Here is a 21,161-nt window from a genome sequence, read left to right as displayed (position 1 = left end):
CAGGAATGATGAATTGCGAGCAATCGCAAATTTTCGGCTGCAACAGGGAATGTAAGCGGGGAGAATACCCTGCACCAAAAAATGCAGGGCGAATCACGGCAGGATTAACGCAGGGCAAGCTGGAAGTTGATCGACTCAATCTGGCAGCAGAAAGAGAAATCGGCAATCAGTTCGACGCCGCCTTCCACTTCGTCGAAGCGACGGGTTATTACGCAGGGTTCCGATTCGGCTTTGCGGGCACATGCCGTCAGCAGTTTGAAGGCCGCGACCGCGTCTTCGCGAGTGGCAAACAGCTTCTGGTAAGTGGCCGTGCAATCCGAATTATCGATAACCGTACCGATTTCAACCCGGCAGCAGGCTTCGTTTTCTTCTATGAAATCTAAAGCGGGTGAAAGGTGCGAGACAGCGCGTTTAGCGCCACGAGACAGATCTGATTCGCTGTTTATGCCTGACATACTCTCTCCTTTCGACGCGGTGAGCGTCTGGCCCAAAGGTCATAACGAGTCCTGCCGAGGGCAGGGTTAACTACGCGTCATCTTACTCCTGCCCTGACCGGACGAACAGCCATACTTTTTGCAGGGTTTTTAAGTGATTCAAATCACGAGATTAATACGTTGATAAAACTATGAGTTATTTTTTTCACCAATAGTTCAATCCGTCCTGTCAGTTTTGTGAATTGGATTCGTCTTCTTTTTGTTAAGCGGATCTAATTTTTAAAATCTAAATACCAATAAGTGTGAAACAACATTGCAACATGTGTACAGGTCAGACCTATAATTCGCTCACTGGTCTGATTAGTTGGCCCATTGCGGTCCCACGAATCCGCCGCTCATCGCTATTTATAAGCAAACCTATAAATGACGCTGTTCTATAAATCATAAAATGAGGTTTTGGTCATGAACCAGAAAAACCTGTTTACAAGGTCAGCTGTGGCAGCTGCAATGGCGCTCGTCTCTACTCACGTTTTCGCGGCAGGATTTCAGTTAAACGAATACACGGCAGCCGGACTGGGCCGCTCATTTTCCGGCGAAGGCGCCATCGCCGACTCGGCGGCTTCCGGCAGCCGTAACCCGGCAACCATGACAATGTTCGACCGCCCTTCCTTCTCCGGCGGCGCAATCTATGTCGATCCGGATGTCAAACTCACGGGCAATTCACCGGTTACAGGGCGTAGTCTCGACGACGACAATATCGCCCCCAATGCCTGGGTGCCGAACCTGCACTTCATTTTACCGGTTAACGAACAATGGGCGCTGGGCGCTTCCGCAACCTCCAACTACGGTTTATCGACCGAATTCGAAAACGGTTATCCTGCTGGCCCTCTGGCCGGTAAAACCGACCTGATCACCGAAAACCTCAATCTGAGCGCGGCCTATCGTCTTAACGAACACTTCAGCTTTGGTGTCGGTTTCGATGCGGTTTACGCCAAGGCGAAAATCGAACGCAACGCCGGTGAGCTGGTGGCGCTGCAAAGCCGTGGCAGAATTCCGACTGATACCACCGCCGCGCATTTGAACGGAAACGCATGGGGCTACGGCTGGAACGCCGGTATTCTCTATGAAGTCGATGAGAACAACCGTTACGGCTTCACGTATCGTTCGAAAGTGGATATCGACTTCGACGGCAACTATCGCAGCGATCTGCCGGTGGCGGCGGGCGGCACAGGCGGCAGTACCGTTCCGGGATCCTTGACCCTGAATCTTCCGGAAATGTGGGAAGTGTCGGGCTATAACCGCGTCGCCCCCAAATGGGCCGTGCATTACAGCTTGACCTACACCAGCTGGAGCCAGTTCCAGGAGCTTAAAGCCACCGGCAGCAACGGCAACACGCTATTCCAGAAGGATGAAGGCTATCACGATGTTTATCGCATCGCGCTGGGTACCACCTACTACTATAACGATCAGTGGACATTCCGCACCGGTATCGCCTACGACGATAGCCCGGTTCCTGCCGATAACCGGACAATTTCGATTCCCGATCAGGACCGCCTCTGGCTGAGCGTCGGTAGCACCTACGCATTTAACAAAGATGCGTCGGTCGACCTGGGTGTCTCTTATATGCACGGCAAATCGGTACATATCAGTGAAAAAGTGGCCGACGGCGTACCCAATTACGAGTTCGATGCCAAAGGCACGGCCATGCTGTACGGCGTGAACTTCAACTACGCGTTCTAACGAAGGCTCAAGCCGTCTGAATAAAGGGTAATCGCCCACCGCGCTTACCCTTTATATACTCTCGCGAACGCCGTCATAAAGGTTGTAAATATTGTCCGGTACCTTGGTGGGCGACGAGAAATAGACATACAGCTGGCCTTTTACATTTCTTACCGCACGCAGTTCGAGATAGGCATTGGGTTTCACGGCGACGTGGTCCGGAAAGAATGAGTTAGACAGGATTTTTTGATTCACGGACTCATCGAAAATATAAACCACCGGCACCTCGTTACCGGCTCTGCCCTCGGTAACAAACCCGTCCGATGCCCACTGTCTTGCATTGGTCGGCATAACGGAAGCCGACTGCACACCCCGGTCATAAAACACCTTGTTTCGACCTGTCTTAAGCGCATCCGCACCTTGTGGAGTCACAAAAGCGACGCGGTAAGATACGCCCTCATAATTGTTCAGCCTTTCGAATTCGGCCATAAACGCCTTGCTCTTTTTGGTTTCGACCTGACCTCTCAACGCCTCGTTGATTTTTGCAGAGCCAGCTTCGTTATAGTCTGCCACCGCCTGAGATTCGCCCTTGTTGTCACCTTCGCTGACTAATTTAACCAGCTTGTCGAGCAACTGCTCATTTTCCTCGGCGGTCAACGCCGATTCCGGTTTGGAATAAAGTGCGATATGTTCATCGAGAAATTTTTTGGCATCACGATGTTTGGAGGAAGAAAAAAGATTGCGCCCTGCGCCGCTTATGCGCTGCCATACCCCTTTTTTACCTCACCTATGCCGAATGACTTAATCGACTGATTATCGGCGTCCCAATAAAGAAGTTCCGACTGACCATGAAGGGGCGTTTTATCCGCGTAAACATCAAAGCCTTCGGGATGCGTAATGGGGACTTTCTGGTATTTATCGGTCAGCAGCGTTTTTTCATCCGCCGAAGGATTATCCATCCCTCTGGAATGGGAAGCCGCCGGGGCGTTATGTCGAGAAGGATTTTGGGCCGAAGGCAGGTCATCATTTTTGCCAAAGGGATCGGCATAATTATACTCTTTATACATCACCCTTTTTTGCACAGCTTCAATTTCAGCTAACAGTTTGGCCAGTTCAACTCGGGTAGTCAGGTCGTATTTATAGTTACCATTAATCCGAGCGATTAAATGTGTTTTTATCGAGGTGGAAAGCGTGTTCAATGCGCGATCTTTGGCATTGGCCGACATTTTGGAAAACACGTCTTCATTGATGTTATCGAAATTATCCAGCACCGTCGCGAGATCGTCGGCATTTCTGGGTTTGAAGGGCACGATTTTATTGAGTCCTAAATCCCGGCTTAACGCCTGCCTGTTTCTCATGCCCAAAAAATTGGTTTTGCCTTGACCCAGATTAAAGAAGAGATCGTAATCATCAACGTTGATTTTCGCAAGTTCCGGTAGCAGTTTCACATCGGCTGCAACCTGCCTGTCAGCTCGCACTTTCAATAGCATATCGTTGTAAAGTGCTTCTCTGCCCATTTTTCTTTTAAACCAATCAGGCTGATTCAGTGTAAGCCCCGGAACATCATAAGGCGCGCCGATGGCAAAGGAAGGATCCCGCAATAATCCGCCCTCTTTGGAGATTTGCACTTTCAGCAGCGCGTTTTCCTCTCCCTCTTTCATGAGTTTGAACCAGGCCTGGGCAGGTCCCATATACACTTTCTGGTCGAAGACTTCCTGTCCGGCACCGGTGATTTCGTTATTGAGGATCTTGCTCTGGAAATAGGTATCCTGTGTAAAAGTGGTGTCCAGAACATATTTCTTGCCATTCACCTCAATCTGCAAGGCATAGTGGTTAATTGCCGCATCCAGTTTGCGATTCCAGCTCAGTAATTGAATGACTTCCGAAGAAATGCCCATCTTGCGGGTAATTTCCAGCGTTTTTTGTGTGGCATCGCGACACTTCTCGAGCGGATTTTTCATCAGGGTCTGTAATACTTCATTTTCCCTAATGGCCTGAATAAGATTGGTTTTGGCGACACCAAATTCAGGATCCACTTGAGCATGAACGGGCGTAGCATCTAAATCCATCGAGGACACAAGGCTGGCCTGCCGACGGTTACCGACATCGGCCAAATCCATGAAGGAGAGTTTCGGATTATGAGTACCCTGAATTGGCGTATCGCCCAGACCTTTGGTATTGGTTATCTCGATGAGCCTAAACTGGGGTGCGACGTGGCCAAGGTCCGTCTCTACCATTTTTTTACCTATCGTGCCTTCAAGCGCATCGAGCATATATTTGCTTTTGGTATATTCGGCCATAGAAACACTGGGGTCGATAAAGTAGAAAAGCTTTTCGTTATTTTTATTGATCTTAACCGCTACCGTCATCGCATGTGACTTGGTCTGCAACAGGAAAAAGCTCGACTGCTTGCATTGCTCGAGCTTGTCGATAATTTCGGAGATTTTTAGCTCGCCCAAATCCTTCTGAAAGGCAGCATCCACCTTTTGAAGGTAAATCTTGTTATGGGCTTCCATATAGGCTTTACCCTGTTCCAGCTTGCTGCTGTCTCTTGCGCCTTTACGAGGATTATTGCTTTTCAAGATATTGGAATAATTTTTCGCCCAGGGTTTTTCAATATCGTTGGCCAGCGCGACAATCCCGACATAAGACATGGGAAGACAGAGGCCGTTGGTATAATGCATGTCCACGGAGGCGAGCAGACTTTCCTGATCGAGATCCATGACATAGCGGGCATTTTTATTGATGATTTTTTTACGCGATTTTGAACCGTGGAGCGCGGCACTGATAGTCTCCCGTCTTACAAAGGTATTTTTTCGCTGGTTAATAATCTCGAACAGAATACCACGTTGATAATGCGAGATAGTGCCATGCTCGGTGGTTTCGGTGGTTATTCTGTTATAGAGATTAATCAGCGTAATATCATCAAGTTCGAGATAGTTGTCGGGCAACAAAGTCTCGACCTGCGCAATTGTCTTGTCGGCATCCGATTTAAAGTCTTTGACTCCCCGGTTGAATTCTTGCGCGTTAAACTCGTGATTTTTTATTTTGCTGTTAACATAGTTTGCCTTGATATTGGAGAACGCGCTGCGCAAAGAGTTTTTGGTTTGTTTGTTACCGAGCTGCTGATTTCTAAGAATGACAGACCGTTCTTTCGCCTGGTTAAAGAGATCTCTAAATATATACGCCATAATATCGAGTTTGACTTGCGGCATGGGGGTGCCGGGACTATTGACTTCGGCACCGTCGAAATTCGTCACGAGAATTGTTTTTTTGTTGCGGTTAAAATTTGCGTTAAAGGTCGTAATATCAGGATGAAAGACATTGAGCTTTTTCATCGCCTCAAGCGAATTCTTGACGACCGTATCGATGTCGGCCTCGCTGAGTTCACTGAACAACGCCTTGCTCTTTGTCGAAGCAACATAATTTTTGACAATATTATCAAAGGACTGCCCTGGGGCTTTCGAGAAGGTAACCGATATTTTTTGCAGTCCATTTTCAAAATAGCGATAAAGCCTGGCAAAGCCCGGCTGATAATAGCGGTTCAGTAACTCTTTATTCTGTTCGGCTTTGTAAAACACTTCGATATCATTGATGCTGCCATAATGGGCATCGTGATTAACATTATAATCCTTGGCAAATTTATTTCTATCATACTGATAAACCGTGCTGGCAATATCAGTCGAGATTTTTTTACCTTTTCTATAATCAATATTGGGTGGCGCTTGATTATAGCGATTATAGGGAATAATCAGATTGTCAGGATGATAATCTGCGATGTCGACAGGCTTGAACCGATACCCTCTTTGCAGCAGGTTAATTCCGTAAATCAGCCTTGCCATAATGCCATTGGCGTCCGCAAAGGGCTGAAACATCGTCATGGCATTCAGGTTGAGCAGCGGGAAATCGCTTCGGCTCGTGTCTATGGTTTTCAACCATTGTCTATAACCTTCCATGCCCGCTTTATTGCTCAGGAAAACATTGTCGCCCATATAGCGGTTCAAGGTGGGCGTCTCGCGGTGGTAGATTTCCTGGTACAACCGATTTAAATTTCTGCCATGTGTCATGTCGATAGCGATGTAGCGCTGTATCGTGCTTTCAACAAAGTCTGGTGACAGATGACTACTTTCCATTCCCTCGACGGTCGTTTGTATCCAGTGTCGAATACGTTTACTGGCCGAGACAATATTTATTTTCCTTGGCGTACGGGGTAACGGACTTTCCTCTGCCATCAGTGCTAATGTGCCTTTGATATTCCTCAGTCTTCTGGATTCAATTTTTAATTCGACATCCAGTGTCCCTTTATGCATTTTCTCTGTTTGCCAGTGAAAGGCCGATCTGGAACGACCCAGTGAATTCAAGCTGAGTCTGTCATCGACCAATTTTTTAACCAGAGCAGCGCCTTGCGGGCCAAGCTCTGTGGCTAAATCTCGTCCCGATGTCGAATGAATGCTGTAATCTTTTAAATAGGCAATCTTGGCGTACGTGTCCATCGCCTTGAAGCTTTTGGCGACACCCTGATTGGTCAAGGGCTTGAGTTTTTCCAGTACGTCCGAATAGGCATTCACAAATCCACCTTCTTCAAGACGATGGGGATTCCGCTTGATAATTTCTTTAATTCTCTGGCGCATCTTATCCGCAGATGTAGTCTGAAGCTGTCTAAAGACTTCATCCGTTTCCATGATTTTTTCGGTCAGAATTTCGATTTTATCCACAGATGAGCTTTGGTCGAAATGCTGACTAAATTCACGCAGATTTTTTCCCTTTATGGCGTTTAACCCCTCAACAACAGGTTTTAGCGCAGAAGGATTTAGCCCGTTACGTATTTTTTTGACCATTTTTTTGACGACCGGCATCAACATTTTATCCATGCCGACATCAGCCAGTAGTGAAAAGATGACCTCATATTTGATGCCGGCAAATGCGGCTTTTCTTTTCTCTTCATTGGTTTGTGCATTCGCTTTGAGCAATTCTTCAGCACCGGATACGCCCGCCGCGGCGAGAGTCTGCAATACCCAGATGGTCTTTTGACTAAATTGCAAAATCACCCCTGCCGCACCCACGGTGAAACCTGTTGCCGCACCCAGAGCCAATGAAAGCAAAAACCAACCCGTTTCTTGCCACTGCTCCTGACTCAACTCTGCCTGATTCTGTGCCTGTGTATCAAAAGTACGAAAACCCGAAAACATATTGCCAAAAAGATTATCCGAGACGGTCTCGATCAGGGGCTGATTTCTTAATCTTCTGGCCCCGGTTCTGACAATGATTTCTTTGCCCTCGTCAGGATAAAGATTCGCGTAAAGGAAAAGCGCTTTTTTGAAATCTTCGGGGCTGTGGGTCATCGCACCAATGATATTTCGGTACTTATCATAATCTTTATGGTATTTGTAACCCTCCTGCAGGGCATGTTTAATCAAATTGGCGCGAGTGGCCATGCGATGCCATTGGTGTGTCGTTCGAACAAGATTAATGCGCCCGCCGTGCCCTCTATTCCTTTGTGCCTGCTCGTCTTGAAAATCCTGAATAAGCTGCTCCATATTGTTTCTATTCTTGACGGTAGCATCCTGGAGTTGCTTGGGGTCCATATGGGAAATAAGAAAATGGAAGACTTTTCGAGGTAACTGATCGGTCATGGAGTGGTCGTAAAGCTTTGAGAGTGTCTCGGCCGTGATAAATACAACCTCGGCCGTTTTTAGTGAGAAAATAACCGAATTGGCCTCATTTATCGGCAGCAGGACGATATCGGGAATAACGATTTTGCCTGTCTTGGACTTGGCAATAATGGTCGTATGTTCAACCGGTTCCCCGTTTAACAGGGAGATTAATATTTTATTCGCCGCAACATTGCCGCTCTCTTCATAAATCGATTCCGGCGCAATGCCCAGTTGAATATTCTCCTTTACGGCACCGGCGGCCTGTATTCCCAGCCTTGTCTTGCCCCTTTGCATCACTTCATTGATTTCTTTATCGATATAAAAGGAGAAGCTTTCGAATTCGAAGGCCTTTTCGTCAATCTCCTCGGTAAGAATATTAACTTCCTGAGGCGTTAATGTTTTTGTTCCATTCAGGAAAGCCTCTTTAATCACCGGAGTATAATGCGCGAGCGGATTGATAATTTTTGCCAGAAAACCCAGTTTTGCCATATGTTTCTGTACGCCAACTGCCGGAAACCAGGCCGCTTAGGGTCGTTTCGATGGTATCCGACTCGGCAAAAATCAATTTGTGCAGCATGAACATCGGATTCTTATTATCAAGCCAGCTTACATGCTCAAGCTTAAGCCTAACCGGCGTGTCTACCGTGGGGCGGGAGTATTTTTGATGAGTCAGCGAAATAGACGATTTATCGATACGCTGACGAGTAATCTCTTCCATCGCCTTTTCGGGATCGGTATATTTTTCAATGGCGGCCAATAAATAGTTGTCGTAGGTTCTCTGTGAGGATGATTTTTGCCACGCTGTAGCATGGGTATAAATGTTTATTTCGCGCAGCAAGGTGCTATTTGCCGAAACGTCGGGCGGCAGGGTTAGCCTCTCATTTCCCGGTTTGCTTGCCTTGATGGCCTCAATGATATCCTCGGTAGAGACATCCCCAAACTGTAAGGCCAGGTTTTTCGCCACTTCTGTTTCGGGCAGATGCAGCATGTCGTTAACAGGAATAAATTGCCCAAGGCCGTTCTTGAAATCGTTAAATTTCTGCTGGGTGTCTAATGCTATATTTTCTCTGGATAATATCTGTGCTATCTCATCATAAGTTATATCTTTCTCCTGACCTTTGAATTCCTGGTTCAATTGCGCCGTCCCCATTCCATATTTGATAGCTTCCATTTTTTTTGCCGAGGCATTGAGGTGGCGGCAATCTTGTTGCCCGCTATCCATTGGTAGGTATCGCGGCGTTTTGTCTCAACCCGCGAAAACTTCAGCAATGACTCGACGAACTGTGAGTTTTTAAGCAGAACATCCAGGTCTTCAATGCCTGGGGTGACCTTTTCGGCCCCCTCGTCGGTGGCCTCTACCGACTGACGATAGCGGTCGATTGTTTTAATTAACGCCGCGCTAAAACTTGCCGGATACGTAACCGGATATTCTTTATAGTGCGCGGCGGAATAACGGTCATACGGCAACTGTAAAAAATCATTCAACGGCAAATTATGCTCCGCGACCACGACTTCCGTTCCGTTATTCTCATCCGGCAACAAAGGCAGAGATACTTCTGGGTTATTTTTCAGTTCCGCGCCGTGCACCTTGCGAAGCGCATCCATGAACGCGTCGGCTGGCAGGCTATAAGCCTCATCATTAAGAGTCTCTTTAAAATTTTCGTACTGATTCACCTGTAATGTGCCGCTTAATTTAACGCGCGCGCTGTCTGCGACAAGGTTGTCAATTACTGCATTTTCTTGTGCACCGGACGTTTCCTGTGATTCGGAAGGCACCAGCACGAAACGGGTTGCGGGTTTGGGGACAGGACTGGCCGCCACGCCAAACCATGAGCCGCCTTGGGAAGGCGAAAGCGCGCCGCTGCCCGCCCCCGATTGCGAGGCGTAGAGATTGCTCAAGTCAGGCATTTTTTTGATAAATTCGGCATAAAGCCGCATTCCGAATTTATTGAAGCGCTCTCCGCGGGGAGGTGCGGCGACAATAGGCGGCGCGACATTGTGGCTCAGATCAGGTTTTAACTCCGCGACACCCAGCCCCAAACGTATTCCGAACAGCGCTTTTTGCACGACGCTCAGTTCGCGAAACTCACGCCCCTGTTCCTGAGTCATAATATTGGGCATGGTGTGGGCCTTATTGGCCTCTCCCTCTTGTCCGGGGGTGTTTTCCTTCCGCCAGCGTAACACTGCCTGACCTGGAGTGAGTGCATCATAAGGGTCTGAAATATTCTGCGCGGCCTTCGGATTATTGTTAGTGATATCGTCAGATTGTGGTGAGCCACCTAATAATGAAAACTGCTGTTCGAAATGCGACAGGGTAATGTTGCCCTCAAGCGAAAGTGCGGCGACCGTTGATTTTCCAAGACGCACGCGTGCACGCCATTTGAGAAAGGCCGCTTTCATGCCATCCAGCAGATCTTCAAAAATACCAAAAGCTGGATGCTGCCGAGAGGCCGCATCGGACTTCAATTCGGTGAAGATATCCGTGTACTTCTTGATGACATCTGCCCATCTCTCTTCCATTCCCTGTAGGACATCCGGCTTTTCGTAAAGCGGCGTCTCCCCGGTCGGGCGTTCGTTTTCGGCGAGAGGGTCCATCTCGTCGGTATCTTGATAATATTGAGTGAAATAACGAAACCATGAGTAACCCTCATCTTGAGGAGGCGATGAGGGAGGCGACGGCGAGGCCGCAGAGTGAGTGGCTGATTTTCGGGTTGACGATTTTTGCGTTTTCTTTTCGCTCGCTTCATCCGGCTTTTTATCGTCATAAACTGTCATTCACGCCCCCCATCACCTCGTCGCCATTTCCCCTAGGTATAGCGTTGCCCGCGCCCTGAAAATAGGTGGAAGGTTTCATTTTGAGAGGGGATGGCTGCGGGCAGGCATGGCATTTGCGTGAGGATAAAGCAAAAAAATGAGGCCGGACTTTTTCAAGCCAGGCCTCACGGGATTTTACTGCGAACGAGATAACCTTTCAGTTATAGCAGACGCTTTTCAGTCTTAGTTATCTGAATCGATGCTGTCAAGATCACCCTGAATCGCCGCAGCGTTAGGGTTGTCAACCGGCGTCAGCTTGCCGCCATTGGCGAGGAAGTCATGATGCTGGAAGTAGGCCGCACGCAGGAACTCGTAAGGATCGGACGAGTTCTTCAGCAGACCGTCGGAGTCCAGCAGCTGTGCCCGGGTTTCGATGCCCTGAATCGCCCACTTGCCTGCCGTCATCCACCAGGTCAGATAGCTCAGCGGGAAGTAGAGGTCATCGACCAGACCGCCGACGTCTTCACGCGGCGTAAAGCTGCCGTAACCCGGCAATACCGCGTAGGTGCCGTAACCGACGCCATAATGCCCAAGCGTACTGCCGAAGCGGTGCGGCTCTTCTTTTGCCAGATCCGGATTGGCCATCGAGGCGACGTCAATCAGACCGCCCATCCCGAGGATGGTATTGAGGAAGAAACGGGTAAAGTGCTTCGCCCCTTCATTGATGTTTCCTTCAACAAAGTAGTTCACCATCGTAGACGGCTCACTCAGGTTGTCGAAGAAGTTACTTAGGCCATTACGCGCAGGCGACGGCAAATAGTCGCGCCACGCCACGGCGACCGGGCGTAAAACATAGGGATCGAGCACGTTGTAGTTGAAGTCGAACATCGTGCGGTTAAAACCCTGCAAGGGATCAGAGCGCCCGCCAAGTTGAGGATCGACCTCTTGGGGAGCCGGTGGATTCGACGCATCCGCCGCCGTCGGTGCCTTGCCGGTCGCAGACGCCGTGGTCGGCGCCGTGGCCGATGGCGTTACCAGCGATTTCGGTTTGTCTCCACTTCCCGCACAGCCCACTAAAAATAATGTGGCAAACGCCAGCCCAGTCAGGCGAAAGTCCATTATGATCTCCCTGTTTATGCTTCGGCTCCCGCTTAGGGAACCTGCTGATTAATTTCAATGTTGACCTGTCCGGTTCCCGAGAAGTCGGTCAGCGGACTGTCGCCGTACCAGTCGCCTGATGACGGGGTCGCGAGGCCATTTTGTGAAATACGTACTCGTACTTTTAATTGATGCAGCGAAGAAAGCAAGCGCTGAGGCATCATGGCATTGGTATCGTCAACCGTTGTGGACAGCGGGAAGCGACTGAGCGGCAGCTTTTTGACGGCAACCGGCACCGGCGTGCTGCCGTCCGTCACCGAAATAAATACCGTGCCCTGCTGCGGAAGCTGCTGCTGCGCACGCGGCGACAGCGCCACGGCAACGCCTAACTTGACCTTATCCATCCCCGATTTGGCATTGGCCTGCTCAATGCTGGCCTTGACCATTTCGGTGCGCTTGTCATTGGCGGGCAGAATCTTCAACATCACCTGCCACGCCCCTATCGCCTGCGGATAGTGACCCTGCTCGTATTCATTATATGCCAGTAAACTCAATACCTGCAGATTACCCTGATTATGTTCCAGCATATCGCGCAGCATATTGCCGCCATTGATATTATCCTGAGGATCGGTAGAACGCGTCAGGACGTCAGCATAACCCAGTTTGATGTCCATATCATTGGGGGAAAGTGCGTAGGCATGGGCGAAAGCCTGCGTCGCGGTGCTGGCGTTGTTCAACGCCATGCCCACACGTCCGAGCATCAGCCAGTCTTTGGCATTGTTCGGATCCGCCTGCAAATCGGTACGCAACCCCAGGCCGAGGTTCTGAATATCCATCATGTCGAGCGGTTTGGCGTTGACATCGGCGACGCGCTCACGCAGTTCCGGCATGCTTTTCATGACCTGATTCCAGGCGCTGACCTGAGCCAGTCCCCCCGTATAAAGGTAGAAACCACAGGTAACGATGACCAGCAGCAACGCGCCCGGCACCAGCGTCCAACGCGGGATGGGCTTGCCGACCCTGCTCGACTGCCCCGGAATATCGCTTAGCAGATTCTCCTGCAACTCTTTGACAAACAAGGGACGATCGGTGACCACGCCCTGATCTTCATCTTCTTCCAGTTCGGTCAGGCGGTGATGATAAAACGCCTTGTTCAGGTCGTCGCGGCTTGTCGCCAGATCCGCACGATCGCCGCGAATGACCGGCACGATAAACAGCGCGATGCCCATCAGCACCAGTACAACAATGACCAGCCAAAAAACAATCATGATTCTTTCCCGTCACTTTCGCCAAGCAGACGCGCCAAACGCTGTTGCTCCTGCGAAGACATCTGCTCACCCGGTCGGCGACGGGCGCGTAAAATAATAACCAGCGCGCCGACCAGCACGAACAGCGCTGGTCCAACCCACAAAATCAGCGTCGACGGCGTCACCGGCGGCTCGTAAGTCACAAAGTTGCCGTAGCGCGCGACCATATAATCGATAATCTGCTTGCTCGACTGCCCCTGATTCAACAACTGATACACTTTGGTGCGCATATCCGCCGCAATAATCGAGTCCGAAGCGGCAATATTGGTGTTCTGACATTTCGGGCAGCGCAGCTGTTTCTGTCAACTGACGGTATTGCTGCTCCTGCTGCGGCGACGTGAACTGGTAGGTATCGATGGCGGCAAATACGCTAAAGCTCAGCACCATGCCTAAAAATAGCGCCAGGATCCTCATGCCTTGCCTCCGTATTTGTTATAAAGCGGACGCACTTCCTTCTGCCACACCTGCTCGTTGAGATCGCCGGCATGGCGATAACGTACGATGCCGTTGCCGTCGATCAGGAAGGTTTCGGGCGCGCCGTAAACGCCGAGATCGAGGCCAAGCATGCCATCGCCGTCATACAGGCTCAAGGCATAGGGATTACCTAACGTATTCAGCCAGTTAACTGCCTTGTTGCGGTCGTCCTTGTAGTTCAGGCCCACGACGTGCACGCCCTTCGCAGCCAGCGTATTGAGATAATCATGCTCGGCGCGACAGGTCGGACACCACGTCGCCCAGACATTGAGCAGAATCGGCTGGCCTGTGTGGAACACCGCCTGATCGTATGTCTTGCCCGGCTCGAACAGCGATTCGAGCTTGAAAACCGGCACCGGTTTGCCGACCAGCGCGGACTCCAGCAACGTAGGGTCGTCGCCATTGGCGTTGCGGGTCAACTGCACCAGAAACGCCGCCGCCAGCGCCAGAAAAAGAAACAGCGGTATAAAGAGAATCTTACGGCTCATACTTCCTCCACCGCGGCTTTGCCCTGACGTTTGAGTTTTTTGGTCATTCTGTAACGCGGATCGAGAATACACAGAACACCGCCGACCGCCATAAACAGACCGCCCAGCCAGATCCAGCGCACAAACGGTTTGTAATAGAGACGCACCGCCCACGAGCCGTCGTCCAGCTCTTCGCCGAGGGCGGCATACAGGTCACGGGCCAGATTGCCGTCGATGGCGGCTTCGGTCATCATGCTGCGCGCAACGCTGTAGTAACGTTTTTCGGCGTGCAGCTGCGTGACGAATTTGCCGTCGCGAGTGACGTCGATATTGGCTTCGCCGCCCGTGTAGTTGGAGCCTTGAATGTCGGTGAGGCTGCGAAATTCAAAGTGATAACCCTGAATGTCTACGCTGTCACCCGCTTTCATGCGCACATCGCGTTCGACGCTGTAGTTCTGGCTAAAGGCAATGCCGATAACCGTTACCGCGACGCCAAGATGCCCGAGCACCATGCCCCAATGGCTGCGTGAAAGGTGCGTCAGCCCGCGCCAGAAGCTGTGGCGGTGCGTCGCGCGCTCGTGCAGCTCCATCAGCGTCAGTAAAATCACCCACACCGACATCATCATGCCAACGACCGTCATGCCGACGATTTTGTCCTGCAACAGCCACGGCAGCAAAATGGAGAGCAGCAATGTCACCACCAGCGCAAGGCCCAGACGACGCCACAGCTTGCTCGGCTCGTCACGACGCCAGCGCACCAGCGGACCAATCCCGAGCAGCAGCGCCATCGGTGCCATCAACCAGGTAAACATGGTGTTGAAGAAGGGTTCGCCAATCGAAATACTGCCGAGGCCCAGCTGTTTATGAACCAGCGGCAGCAGCGTACCGAGAAGCACCACCAGCATCGCGGCGACCAGCAGCACGTTGTTGCCGAGCAGGAAACTCTCGCGGGAATACGGCTCATGGCGGCTCGGCGCCCGCACGGTGTTGCCTTTAATGGCATAAAGCAGCAGCGAACTGCCGATAACAATCACCAGATAGGCGAGGATAAACATGCCGCGAGCAGGATCCGAGGCAAAGGAGTGCACGGAAACCAGCACGCCCGAACGCACCAGGAAGGTCCCGAGCAGGCACAGCGAGAAACAGGTGATAGCCAGCAGCACGGTCCACGCCTTGAAGGTGCCGCGTTTTTCGGTCACGGCCAGCGAGTGAATCAGTGCCGTACCGGCGAGCCACGGCATAAAGGAGGCGTTTTCGACCGGGTCCCAGAACCACCAGCCGCCCCAGCCAAGCTCGTAATAGGCCCAGGCCGAACCCAGCACGATGCCGATGGTCAAAAATACCCACGCCGCCTGCGTCCACGGACGCGACCAGCGTGCCCAGGCGGTATCCAGACGCCCGGCCATCAGCGAGGCAATCGCAAACGCAAAGGCGACCGAGAATCCAACATATCCCATATAAAGGATAGGCGGGTGGAAAATCAGACCGATATCCTGCAACACCGGATTCAGGTCGCTGCCGTCAATCGGGAAATTCGGCAGCGTGCGCAGAAACGGGTTGGAAGTCAGCAGAATAAACAGCAGGAAGCCGGTGGTGATAAGCCCCATTACCGCCAGAACGCGCGCGACGGCGTCGTTCGGCATCCGGCGGCTAAACAGCGCCACCGCGGTGGTCCAGCAACTCAGCAGCAGCACCCACAAGAGCAGCGAGCCTTCGTGCGCGCCCCAGGTGGCCGCCATTCGGTAGTAAACCGGCAAATGGGTATTGGAGTTGTTGGCGACGTAAGCCACGGAGAAATCGTTCACCACGAAGGCGTGAACCAGAATGATAAAGGCCAGCAGAATACAGCCGAACATGCCGTAAGACAGCGGACGGGCCATCGCCATCATCCGTGCGTCCTGCCGTGAAGCGCCCCACTGGGGATAAATGCTCAATAACGTTGACAGACCCAGCGCCAGACACAGAGCAAAGGTACCTATTTCAGGGATCATGACTGGCCGTTTCCTTTCGCAGGAGCAACGTACGCCGAGGCAGGCCCCGTATGATTATCTTTCATTGCGTCTTTCACTTCCGGTGGAACATAGTTTTCGTCATGCTTGGCAAGAACCTGCTTCGCCATGACCACGTTATTGGCTTCCATTACGCCCTGTGCCACAACGCCCTGCCCTTCCCGGAACAGGTCGGGGAGAATGCCGTAATAGGTCACGGCGATAGCGCCCCGCGCATCGTAGATTTTAAAATGCACTTCCAGCGTCTTGTCATCGCGCTTGACGGAACCCGGCATCACCATGCCACCGATGCGCAGGCGCTGGCCGACGGTTGGCATTTCATGATCCTGCCCTTTGCCCTGCAATATTTCGCTCGGCGTGTAAAACAGGTCGATGTTGGAGCGCAGCGCATACATCACGAGCGTGGTGGCAAGCCCGAGGCCGACCAGCACGATGAGCGCCAGATACATACGATTTTTACGACGTGGATTCACAATGACTTCTCCCGGCTGGGTTCCGGCGACCGGGACGCGGCGGCGTGGGTCTGTTTTTTCGATTGACGGATGCGCTGCTCGCGAGACTGACGACGGCGGATTTCCGCCAGCAGCTGACGACGATGCCAGACGGTATGCGCCACGATGCCGATAAGCGCCGCAAGCGTTACGATGACAGACAGCCAGACATAGAAGGCGTAACCGCCCATCGCGAAGAAAGCCTGCCAGGTAGGGAATGCTGCGTTCATCAGCCGCGCTCCTTGTTGACAAGCGATGCCACCCACGGGCGCAGGCGCTCCTGATTGATGATGCCGTTACGCAGTCTCATCAGGGTCAGCGTAATAAAGAAGAACAGATAGCCGAACACCGCCCAGAACCAGCGGATAACGCATGCTCGGATCAATCGTTTTACCAAAGTCGCTGGAACCCTGATGAAGCGTGTTCCACCACTGTACGGAGTAGTGAATGATGGGAATGTTGACCACGCCCACCAGCACTAGAATTCCGGCGGCACGGCCTGCGGTGCGGCGATCGTCAAACGAATTGTAGAGCGCGATCACGCCCAGATAGAGGAACAGCAGCACCAGCTCGGAGGTGAGACGCGCGTCCCAGACCCACCAGGTTCCCCACATCGGCTTGCCCCAGGCCGCACCGGTCACCAGCGCAATCAGGGTAAACACCGCGCCGACAGGTGCCATCGCCGCCATCGCCAGCTCGGACATTTTCATCTGCCAGACCAGGCCGATAAATGCGGCAATCGCCATTGAGCTATAGATACCCATCGACCAAATCGCGGCCGGCACATGAATATACATGATGCGATAACTGTTTCCCTGCTGATAGTCGGGCGGTGCGTAGCCGAAGCCCCAGACCCAGCCGACAAGAAGACAGACAGCGCCCGCGATGGCGAGCCAGGGAATAAAACGGCCGCAGACGTGGTAAAGCCGCTCAGGCCTTGCGAGTTGATGTAACCATTTCCACATTATTATTGGTGCTCATATTAAAATTAAATCGTGTTGAATGCCGTAACCTTTAGCTCTGTTACCTTGAACAGTCAGGGGCGTTTCCGTCGCCTTCCGCTCTTTTAAGCATGTTCTCTATTGTTCACTATCGAGAAGTGTGATGTTAGTCAAAGGTTGCGTTTTTTCAGCCGTATTGTAACTACTCGTAAAAACATTAGGCTTTATGGGGGCTATAGACATATTTCCCCTGCCTTATATAAGTTTGCTAGTGCACACTCACTCGCAGTGCAGCCGACGTGGCAAAAGGGGCAAGAGTGATACTGCCCGCCAGCATCGCGCCCAGAATCGCCAGGTAACCCCCGATAGGCATCGCCATGGACGCCGCATCGATTGCGCCCGTTGAAAATATCAGCACCGGAATATACAGCGGCAAGACCAGCAGACTCAGCAATACGCCGCCCTTTCTTAATCCTACGGTCAGTGCCACGCCAATCGCGCCAATAAAACTTAAGGTCGGCGTGCCCAGCAGCAGCGTCAGCGCGACGGCTTCCCAGGTTTTAAAATCCAGCGAGAGCAGCAGGGCAATGAGCGGAGAGAGGATAAGCAGCGGCAGACCGGTTACTACCCAGTGAGCACACACTTTGCCGATAACCGTGAGTGTGAGCGGCGCGGGCAGCAGCAGGAGCTGCTCCAGCGAGCCATCGAGATAGTCGTCGCGGAACAGGCGTTCGAGAGAAAGCAGAGAAGATAACAGCGCCGCTACCCAGACAATGCCCGGAGCAATACGCGCCAGCAACGTGGGTTCAGGGCCGATACCTAGCGGAAACAGCGTAATGACAATCAGGAAAAACCACAGCGGATTAATAATCTCGGCGCTTTTTCGGAAAGCAATTTTCAGTTCACGACGAAATACTTTAACAAACATTAGACTGACTCTGTACTTGTCAGACGTATTTTACGCACTGCGCGACCTACGCCCGGCAAATCCTGATGGGTGGTTAACAACACCATGCCGCCGTTCCGGGCATGACGTTCAAAAAGTTCAATCAACGTGGCGACGCCCTGTTTGTCAATGGCAGTCAGGGGTTCATCCAAAATCCACAGCGGCGCACGGCTAATCCACAATCTGGCAAGCGCAACGCGGCGCTGCTGACCCGCCGAAAGCTGGGCCACAACAACGTCTTCGTACCCTAGCAAGCCGACCTGCTCCAGCGCATCGAAAATGGCGTCTTGCGCTTCATTTCCTTTATCTGACTGATAAAAAGCCAGATTTTCATATGCGGTCAGCACCGATTTTATCCCTGGCTGATGGCCGAGATACAGCAAATGCGAGTGAAAAGTCTCACGCTGACGACGGGTATTATGCCCTTCCCAGCGCACTTCCCCTTCTTCCGGTGCCGACAGGCCCGCAAGAATACGCAGCAAACTGGTTTTACCTGCCCCGTTATGGCCTTCTATCTGGACTATCTCGCCCGGTTGAATGGTGAAACTTAAGCCGCTAAACAGGGTTCGTTCATCACGAACACAACTAAGGTCAAGCGCTTCAAACATGGGGCGAGTCTCTTCTCTTTGGGAACGGGCATCATAACATAAGCCTTACAAACCCTGTAGGTTCTGGCAGCGCAGTTTACCGCTATCTAACTTGAATTTTACAGAACTAATACAGCTTTTAGCATCTAATAACAAAACGTTAATAGATTGTTATTTTTCCGAATAAACGATTCCACCCCGCGAAATGCACAAAAACTCACCTATGCTTAGTGAATGAAACAAAATGTTAACGCATCACTTTTTCTTGAGTGACGCGTTTTGCGCAAGATTTTACGCCAAGGGGTTTTACATGAATCAACGTTCCAATGCCGCGCATGCCGCCAAAGAATCGATTACCGATGGCCCGGAAGTTGACAGCAAAGAAGAAGAGGAAGGCACCGAGATTGAGGTAGACGAAGAAAATCTGCCCTCACGCGCGGCCGCAGTGCATGAACAGATTCGAATGGAAGGTGAAAAAGAGCTTGAGCGCGATGGGCTGGCGCTGATGTGGTCGGCGATTGCCGCAGGTCTGTCGATTAGCGCATCGCTGGTGACCAAAGGCATTTTACATGAACAGCTGGAAGACACTCCGGCGCGGTTCTTTCTGGAAAATCTAGGTTATACCGTCGGGTTTATCATCGTTATTATGGCGCGCCAGCAGTTGTTTACCGAAAACACCGTCACCGCCGTGCTCCCCGTCATGCACAAACCCACCCTTAAGAATTTTGGTATTTTATTCCGTCTCTGGGGCGTGGTCTTGGCCGGCAACCTTATTGGCGCGGCCTGTGCATCACTGGCGTTTATCTATTTACCCCTGTTCGAACCCTCTATTCTTCACGCGATGACAACCATTAGTCTTGAGGTGATGGAAAAAGATCCTGCAGGCATGTTTGTCGGGGGTGTGGTATCAGGCTGGTTGATTGCGACAATGGTCTGGATGCAGCCCAGCGCCGGAGCCGCCAAAATCTGGGTTATCCTCCTTATGACCTATCTGGTCGCCATCGGCAATCTTACCCATATTGTCGTCGGCTCCGTCGAGGTGCTCTATCTTGTGCTGTCCGGCACTCTTCCTTGGGAAGCGTTTCTGTGGCCTTTCGCCCTGCCGACTCTCGCGGGCAATATCATTGGCGGTACTTTTATTTTTGCATTGATCAGTCACGCGCAGATCCGCAACGATTTGAGCAATGAGCGCAAGAAAGCCCAGGAACTCGAAGGTAAAGACAAGGATAGCGACAAGGGGCAAACCGGTGGCAAAAATAGAGGTCAGGACATCAAGAAACGGCCGGGCCATGATAAAAACGCGCAATAAGCTTAGTCGTTTAATCGCTATTTGAGCATGGCGGATAACCTGAATGCTAAAGGAAGTCCGAGTGAATTTCTGGCCTGCCTTGTTCTTAATAATTCTTGGAGGGCTTTATGCTGATAGCGCAGGTGTCAGATATTCACGCTTCGCCCCAGAATGATCATCTGCTCCGCTTCGAACATGTACTGACGTGGCTTGAACACATGTCACCGGACGTCCTGGTATTAACCGGTGATTTGATAGACGGGCAGTGGCAGGAAGGTTACCGACAGATTGCCAGTCGGCTGAATCATCAGTCTTATCCTTCACTTATGCTTCCGGGTAATTCAGACGACCGCCATGCAATGCTTGCTGAATGGGGTAAGAATCGATGGGTGCAGGATGCGTCAAACAATGCCCTTCACTTTCTCTACGATTTGGATGGTCTACGATTAATAGGTCTGGATACCAAAATTGATGCAGAAGAGTATGGCTCTGTGACGAACCATTTAACCTGGCTCGATAGACAACTTAAAGAGGGACATCATTCTCCGTCGCTGGTGTTTTTGCATCATCACGTATTTGCAACCGGCATACCGACGCTGGATGAAACAATGTGCAGAGGGTTGGGCCAGTTGGAAGAGTTGATTAGGCACACACGCGCCAAAGTGCTGGCCATATCGTCGGGGCATGTGCATCGACCCGTAGCGAGTGTATTTGCCCGTATCCCGGCTTATATCTGTGGCTCAGTCTGCCCGGCCAATCCTTTATGGTTCGGCACAGAACATGTTCCACCGGCAGAGAATGCCCCCGCGTTAATGATTCACCGCTATGTTAATAATATTCTTACCAGCCATCACGTGAGTCTTTAACCGATACGGTGAGGTGAAAAGTGGCACAGAGTCAGTGGACTACTTTTCCAATCATGTAGGTTGACTATTCAAGTTGCAGCTAACCGGGAAGATAAAGGTTACTGAAATTTCATTCATGCGCTGATA

The 21,161-nt window shown here is 51.3% G+C and carries 16 protein-coding genes and 2 pseudogenes; 3 read left to right on the top strand and 15 right to left on the bottom strand.

Translation table 11 applies throughout. The features are described from left to right. Window positions 1-104 precede the first annotated feature (104 nt). The gene (locus tag O1V66_RS01890) at window positions 105-455 is read right to left on the bottom strand and encodes a YfcZ/YiiS family protein (RefSeq protein WP_082050984.1); all 351 of its coding nucleotides are present in this window, start codon (window positions 453-455) and stop codon (window positions 105-107) included. A 441-nt stretch (window positions 456-896) separates the two neighbouring features. On the opposite strand from O1V66_RS01890, the gene fadL reads away from it, so the two are divergent. Continuing rightward, the gene (fadL, locus tag O1V66_RS01885; protein WP_045047423.1) at window positions 897-2,174 is read left to right on the top strand and encodes a long-chain fatty acid transporter FadL; all 1,278 of its coding nucleotides are present in this window, start codon (window positions 897-899) and stop codon (window positions 2,172-2,174) included. Between the two features lie 51 nt (window positions 2,175-2,225). Here fadL and O1V66_RS01880 read toward each other — a convergent pair whose 3' ends face one another. From O1V66_RS01880 to ccmA, 14 genes and pseudogenes are all read right to left on the bottom strand, one after another. Next, entirely contained in the window at window positions 2,226-2,810 is a 585-nt protein-coding gene (locus tag O1V66_RS01880) for a hypothetical protein (RefSeq protein ID WP_269128052.1), read from the bottom strand. A gap of 98 nt (window positions 2,811-2,908) precedes the next feature. Next, complete coding sequence (locus tag O1V66_RS01875) at window positions 2,909-8,296, bottom strand: hypothetical protein (RefSeq protein ID WP_269128051.1); 5,388 nt, start codon at window positions 8,294-8,296, stop codon at window positions 2,909-2,911. Further along, window positions 8,232-8,978 (bottom strand): hypothetical protein, encoded by a 747-nt coding sequence (locus O1V66_RS01870; RefSeq protein WP_269128050.1) that lies wholly within the window; start codon window positions 8,976-8,978, stop codon window positions 8,232-8,234. Before O1V66_RS01870 ends, O1V66_RS01875 begins: the two co-directional genes overlap by 65 nt. After that, window positions 8,939-10,582, bottom strand: coding sequence for a hypothetical protein (locus O1V66_RS01865; protein WP_269128049.1), 1,644 nt, complete (start codon window positions 10,580-10,582; stop codon window positions 8,939-8,941). The genes O1V66_RS01870 and O1V66_RS01865 overlap by 40 nt, the downstream gene beginning before the upstream one ends. Before the next feature lie 222 nt (window positions 10,583-10,804). After that, window positions 10,805-11,680 carry a phospholipid-binding lipoprotein MlaA gene (mlaA, locus tag O1V66_RS01860; RefSeq protein ID WP_045047425.1) on the bottom strand — a complete coding sequence of 292 codons (876 nt, stop codon included), beginning with the start codon at window positions 11,678-11,680 and terminating at the stop codon, window positions 10,805-10,807. A 32-nt stretch (window positions 11,681-11,712) separates the two neighbouring features. Then, window positions 11,713-12,927, bottom strand: coding sequence for a c-type cytochrome biogenesis protein CcmI (ccmI, locus tag O1V66_RS01855; RefSeq protein WP_045047426.1), 1,215 nt, complete (start codon window positions 12,925-12,927; stop codon window positions 11,713-11,715). Continuing rightward, a pseudogene (locus tag O1V66_RS01850) lies at window positions 12,924-13,380 on the bottom strand (cytochrome c-type biogenesis protein). The gene ccmI and the pseudogene O1V66_RS01850 overlap by 4 nt, the downstream one beginning before the upstream one ends. Continuing rightward, entirely contained in the window at window positions 13,377-13,928 is a 552-nt protein-coding gene (locus O1V66_RS01845; protein WP_045047428.1) for a DsbE family thiol:disulfide interchange protein, read from the bottom strand. The pseudogene O1V66_RS01850 and the gene O1V66_RS01845 overlap by 4 nt, the downstream one beginning before the upstream one ends. Further along, complete coding sequence (locus O1V66_RS01840; RefSeq protein WP_045047429.1) at window positions 13,925-15,898, bottom strand: heme lyase CcmF/NrfE family subunit; 1,974 nt, start codon at window positions 15,896-15,898, stop codon at window positions 13,925-13,927. The genes O1V66_RS01845 and O1V66_RS01840 overlap by 4 nt, the downstream gene beginning before the upstream one ends. Then, window positions 15,895-16,389, bottom strand: coding sequence for a cytochrome c maturation protein CcmE (gene ccmE, locus O1V66_RS01835; protein ID WP_045047430.1), 495 nt, complete (start codon window positions 16,387-16,389; stop codon window positions 15,895-15,897). The genes O1V66_RS01840 and ccmE overlap by 4 nt, the downstream gene beginning before the upstream one ends. After that, window positions 16,386-16,637 (bottom strand): heme exporter protein CcmD, encoded by a 252-nt coding sequence (gene ccmD / locus O1V66_RS01830; RefSeq protein WP_045047431.1) that lies wholly within the window; start codon window positions 16,635-16,637, stop codon window positions 16,386-16,388. The genes ccmE and ccmD overlap by 4 nt, the downstream gene beginning before the upstream one ends. Further along, window positions 16,637-17,372, bottom strand: a pseudogene (locus tag O1V66_RS01825) (heme ABC transporter permease). The gene ccmD and the pseudogene O1V66_RS01825 overlap by 1 nt, the downstream one beginning before the upstream one ends. Window positions 17,373-17,616: 244 nt before the next feature. Next, on the bottom strand, window positions 17,617-18,276 hold the full coding sequence (gene ccmB / locus O1V66_RS01820) for a heme exporter protein CcmB (protein WP_045047433.1): 660 nt from the start codon (window positions 18,274-18,276) through the stop codon (window positions 17,617-17,619). Beyond that, the gene (gene ccmA, locus O1V66_RS01815; RefSeq protein ID WP_045047434.1) at window positions 18,276-18,902 is read right to left on the bottom strand and encodes a cytochrome c biogenesis heme-transporting ATPase CcmA; all 627 of its coding nucleotides are present in this window, start codon (window positions 18,900-18,902) and stop codon (window positions 18,276-18,278) included. The genes ccmB and ccmA overlap by 1 nt, the downstream gene beginning before the upstream one ends. 289 nt (window positions 18,903-19,191) lie before the next feature. Here ccmA and O1V66_RS01810 point away from each other — a divergent pair, with 289 nt between their 5' ends. Both O1V66_RS01810 and O1V66_RS01805 read left to right on the top strand, forming a co-directional pair. After that, entirely contained in the window at window positions 19,192-20,190 is a 999-nt protein-coding gene (locus O1V66_RS01810) for a formate/nitrite transporter family protein (RefSeq protein WP_045047435.1), read from the top strand. Between the two features lie 107 nt (window positions 20,191-20,297). Next, complete coding sequence (locus O1V66_RS01805) at window positions 20,298-21,035, top strand: metallophosphoesterase (protein WP_045047436.1); 738 nt, start codon at window positions 20,298-20,300, stop codon at window positions 21,033-21,035. Window positions 21,036-21,161 lie beyond the last annotated feature (126 nt).

This window comes from Rouxiella chamberiensis, from assembly GCF_026967475.1.
Taxonomy (GTDB): Bacteria; Pseudomonadota; Gammaproteobacteria; order Enterobacterales; family Enterobacteriaceae; genus Rouxiella; species Rouxiella chamberiensis.
Note: the sequence above shows the minus strand (reverse complement) of the source record. Positions and strands in the feature narration are given on the sequence as shown.

Coding starts and splice junctions, on each gene's coding strand:
- O1V66_RS01890 (WP_082050984.1), bottom strand. CDS start 455: ATGTCAGGCATAAACAGCGAATCAGATCTGTCTCGTGGCGCTAAACGC.
- fadL (WP_045047423.1), top strand. CDS start 897: ATGAACCAGAAAAACCTGTTTACAAGGTCAGCTGTGGCAGCTGCAATG.
- O1V66_RS01875 (WP_269128051.1), bottom strand. CDS start 8,296: ATGGCAAAACTGGGTTTTCTGGCAAAAATTATCAATCCGCTCGCGCAT.
- O1V66_RS01870 (WP_269128050.1), bottom strand. CDS start 8,978: ATGGAAGCTATCAAATATGGAATGGGGACGGCGCAATTGAACCAGGAA.
- O1V66_RS01865 (WP_269128049.1), bottom strand. CDS start 10,582: ATGACAGTTTATGACGATAAAAAGCCGGATGAAGCGAGCGAAAAGAAA.
- mlaA (WP_045047425.1), bottom strand. CDS start 11,680: ATGGACTTTCGCCTGACTGGGCTGGCGTTTGCCACATTATTTTTAGTG.
- ccmI (WP_045047426.1), bottom strand. CDS start 12,927: ATGATTGTTTTTTGGCTGGTCATTGTTGTACTGGTGCTGATGGGCATC.
- O1V66_RS01845 (WP_045047428.1), bottom strand. CDS start 13,928: ATGAGCCGTAAGATTCTCTTTATACCGCTGTTTCTTTTTCTGGCGCTG.
- O1V66_RS01840 (WP_045047429.1), bottom strand. CDS start 15,898: ATGATCCCTGAAATAGGTACCTTTGCTCTGTGTCTGGCGCTGGGTCTG.
- ccmD (WP_045047431.1), bottom strand. CDS start 16,637: ATGAACGCAGCATTCCCTACCTGGCAGGCTTTCTTCGCGATGGGCGGT.
- ccmB (WP_045047433.1), bottom strand. CDS start 18,276: ATGTTTGTTAAAGTATTTCGTCGTGAACTGAAAATTGCTTTCCGAAAA.
- ccmA (WP_045047434.1), bottom strand. CDS start 18,902: ATGTTTGAAGCGCTTGACCTTAGTTGTGTTCGTGATGAACGAACCCTG.
- O1V66_RS01810 (WP_045047435.1), top strand. CDS start 19,192: ATGAATCAACGTTCCAATGCCGCGCATGCCGCCAAAGAATCGATTACC.
- O1V66_RS01805 (WP_045047436.1), top strand. CDS start 20,298: ATGCTGATAGCGCAGGTGTCAGATATTCACGCTTCGCCCCAGAATGAT.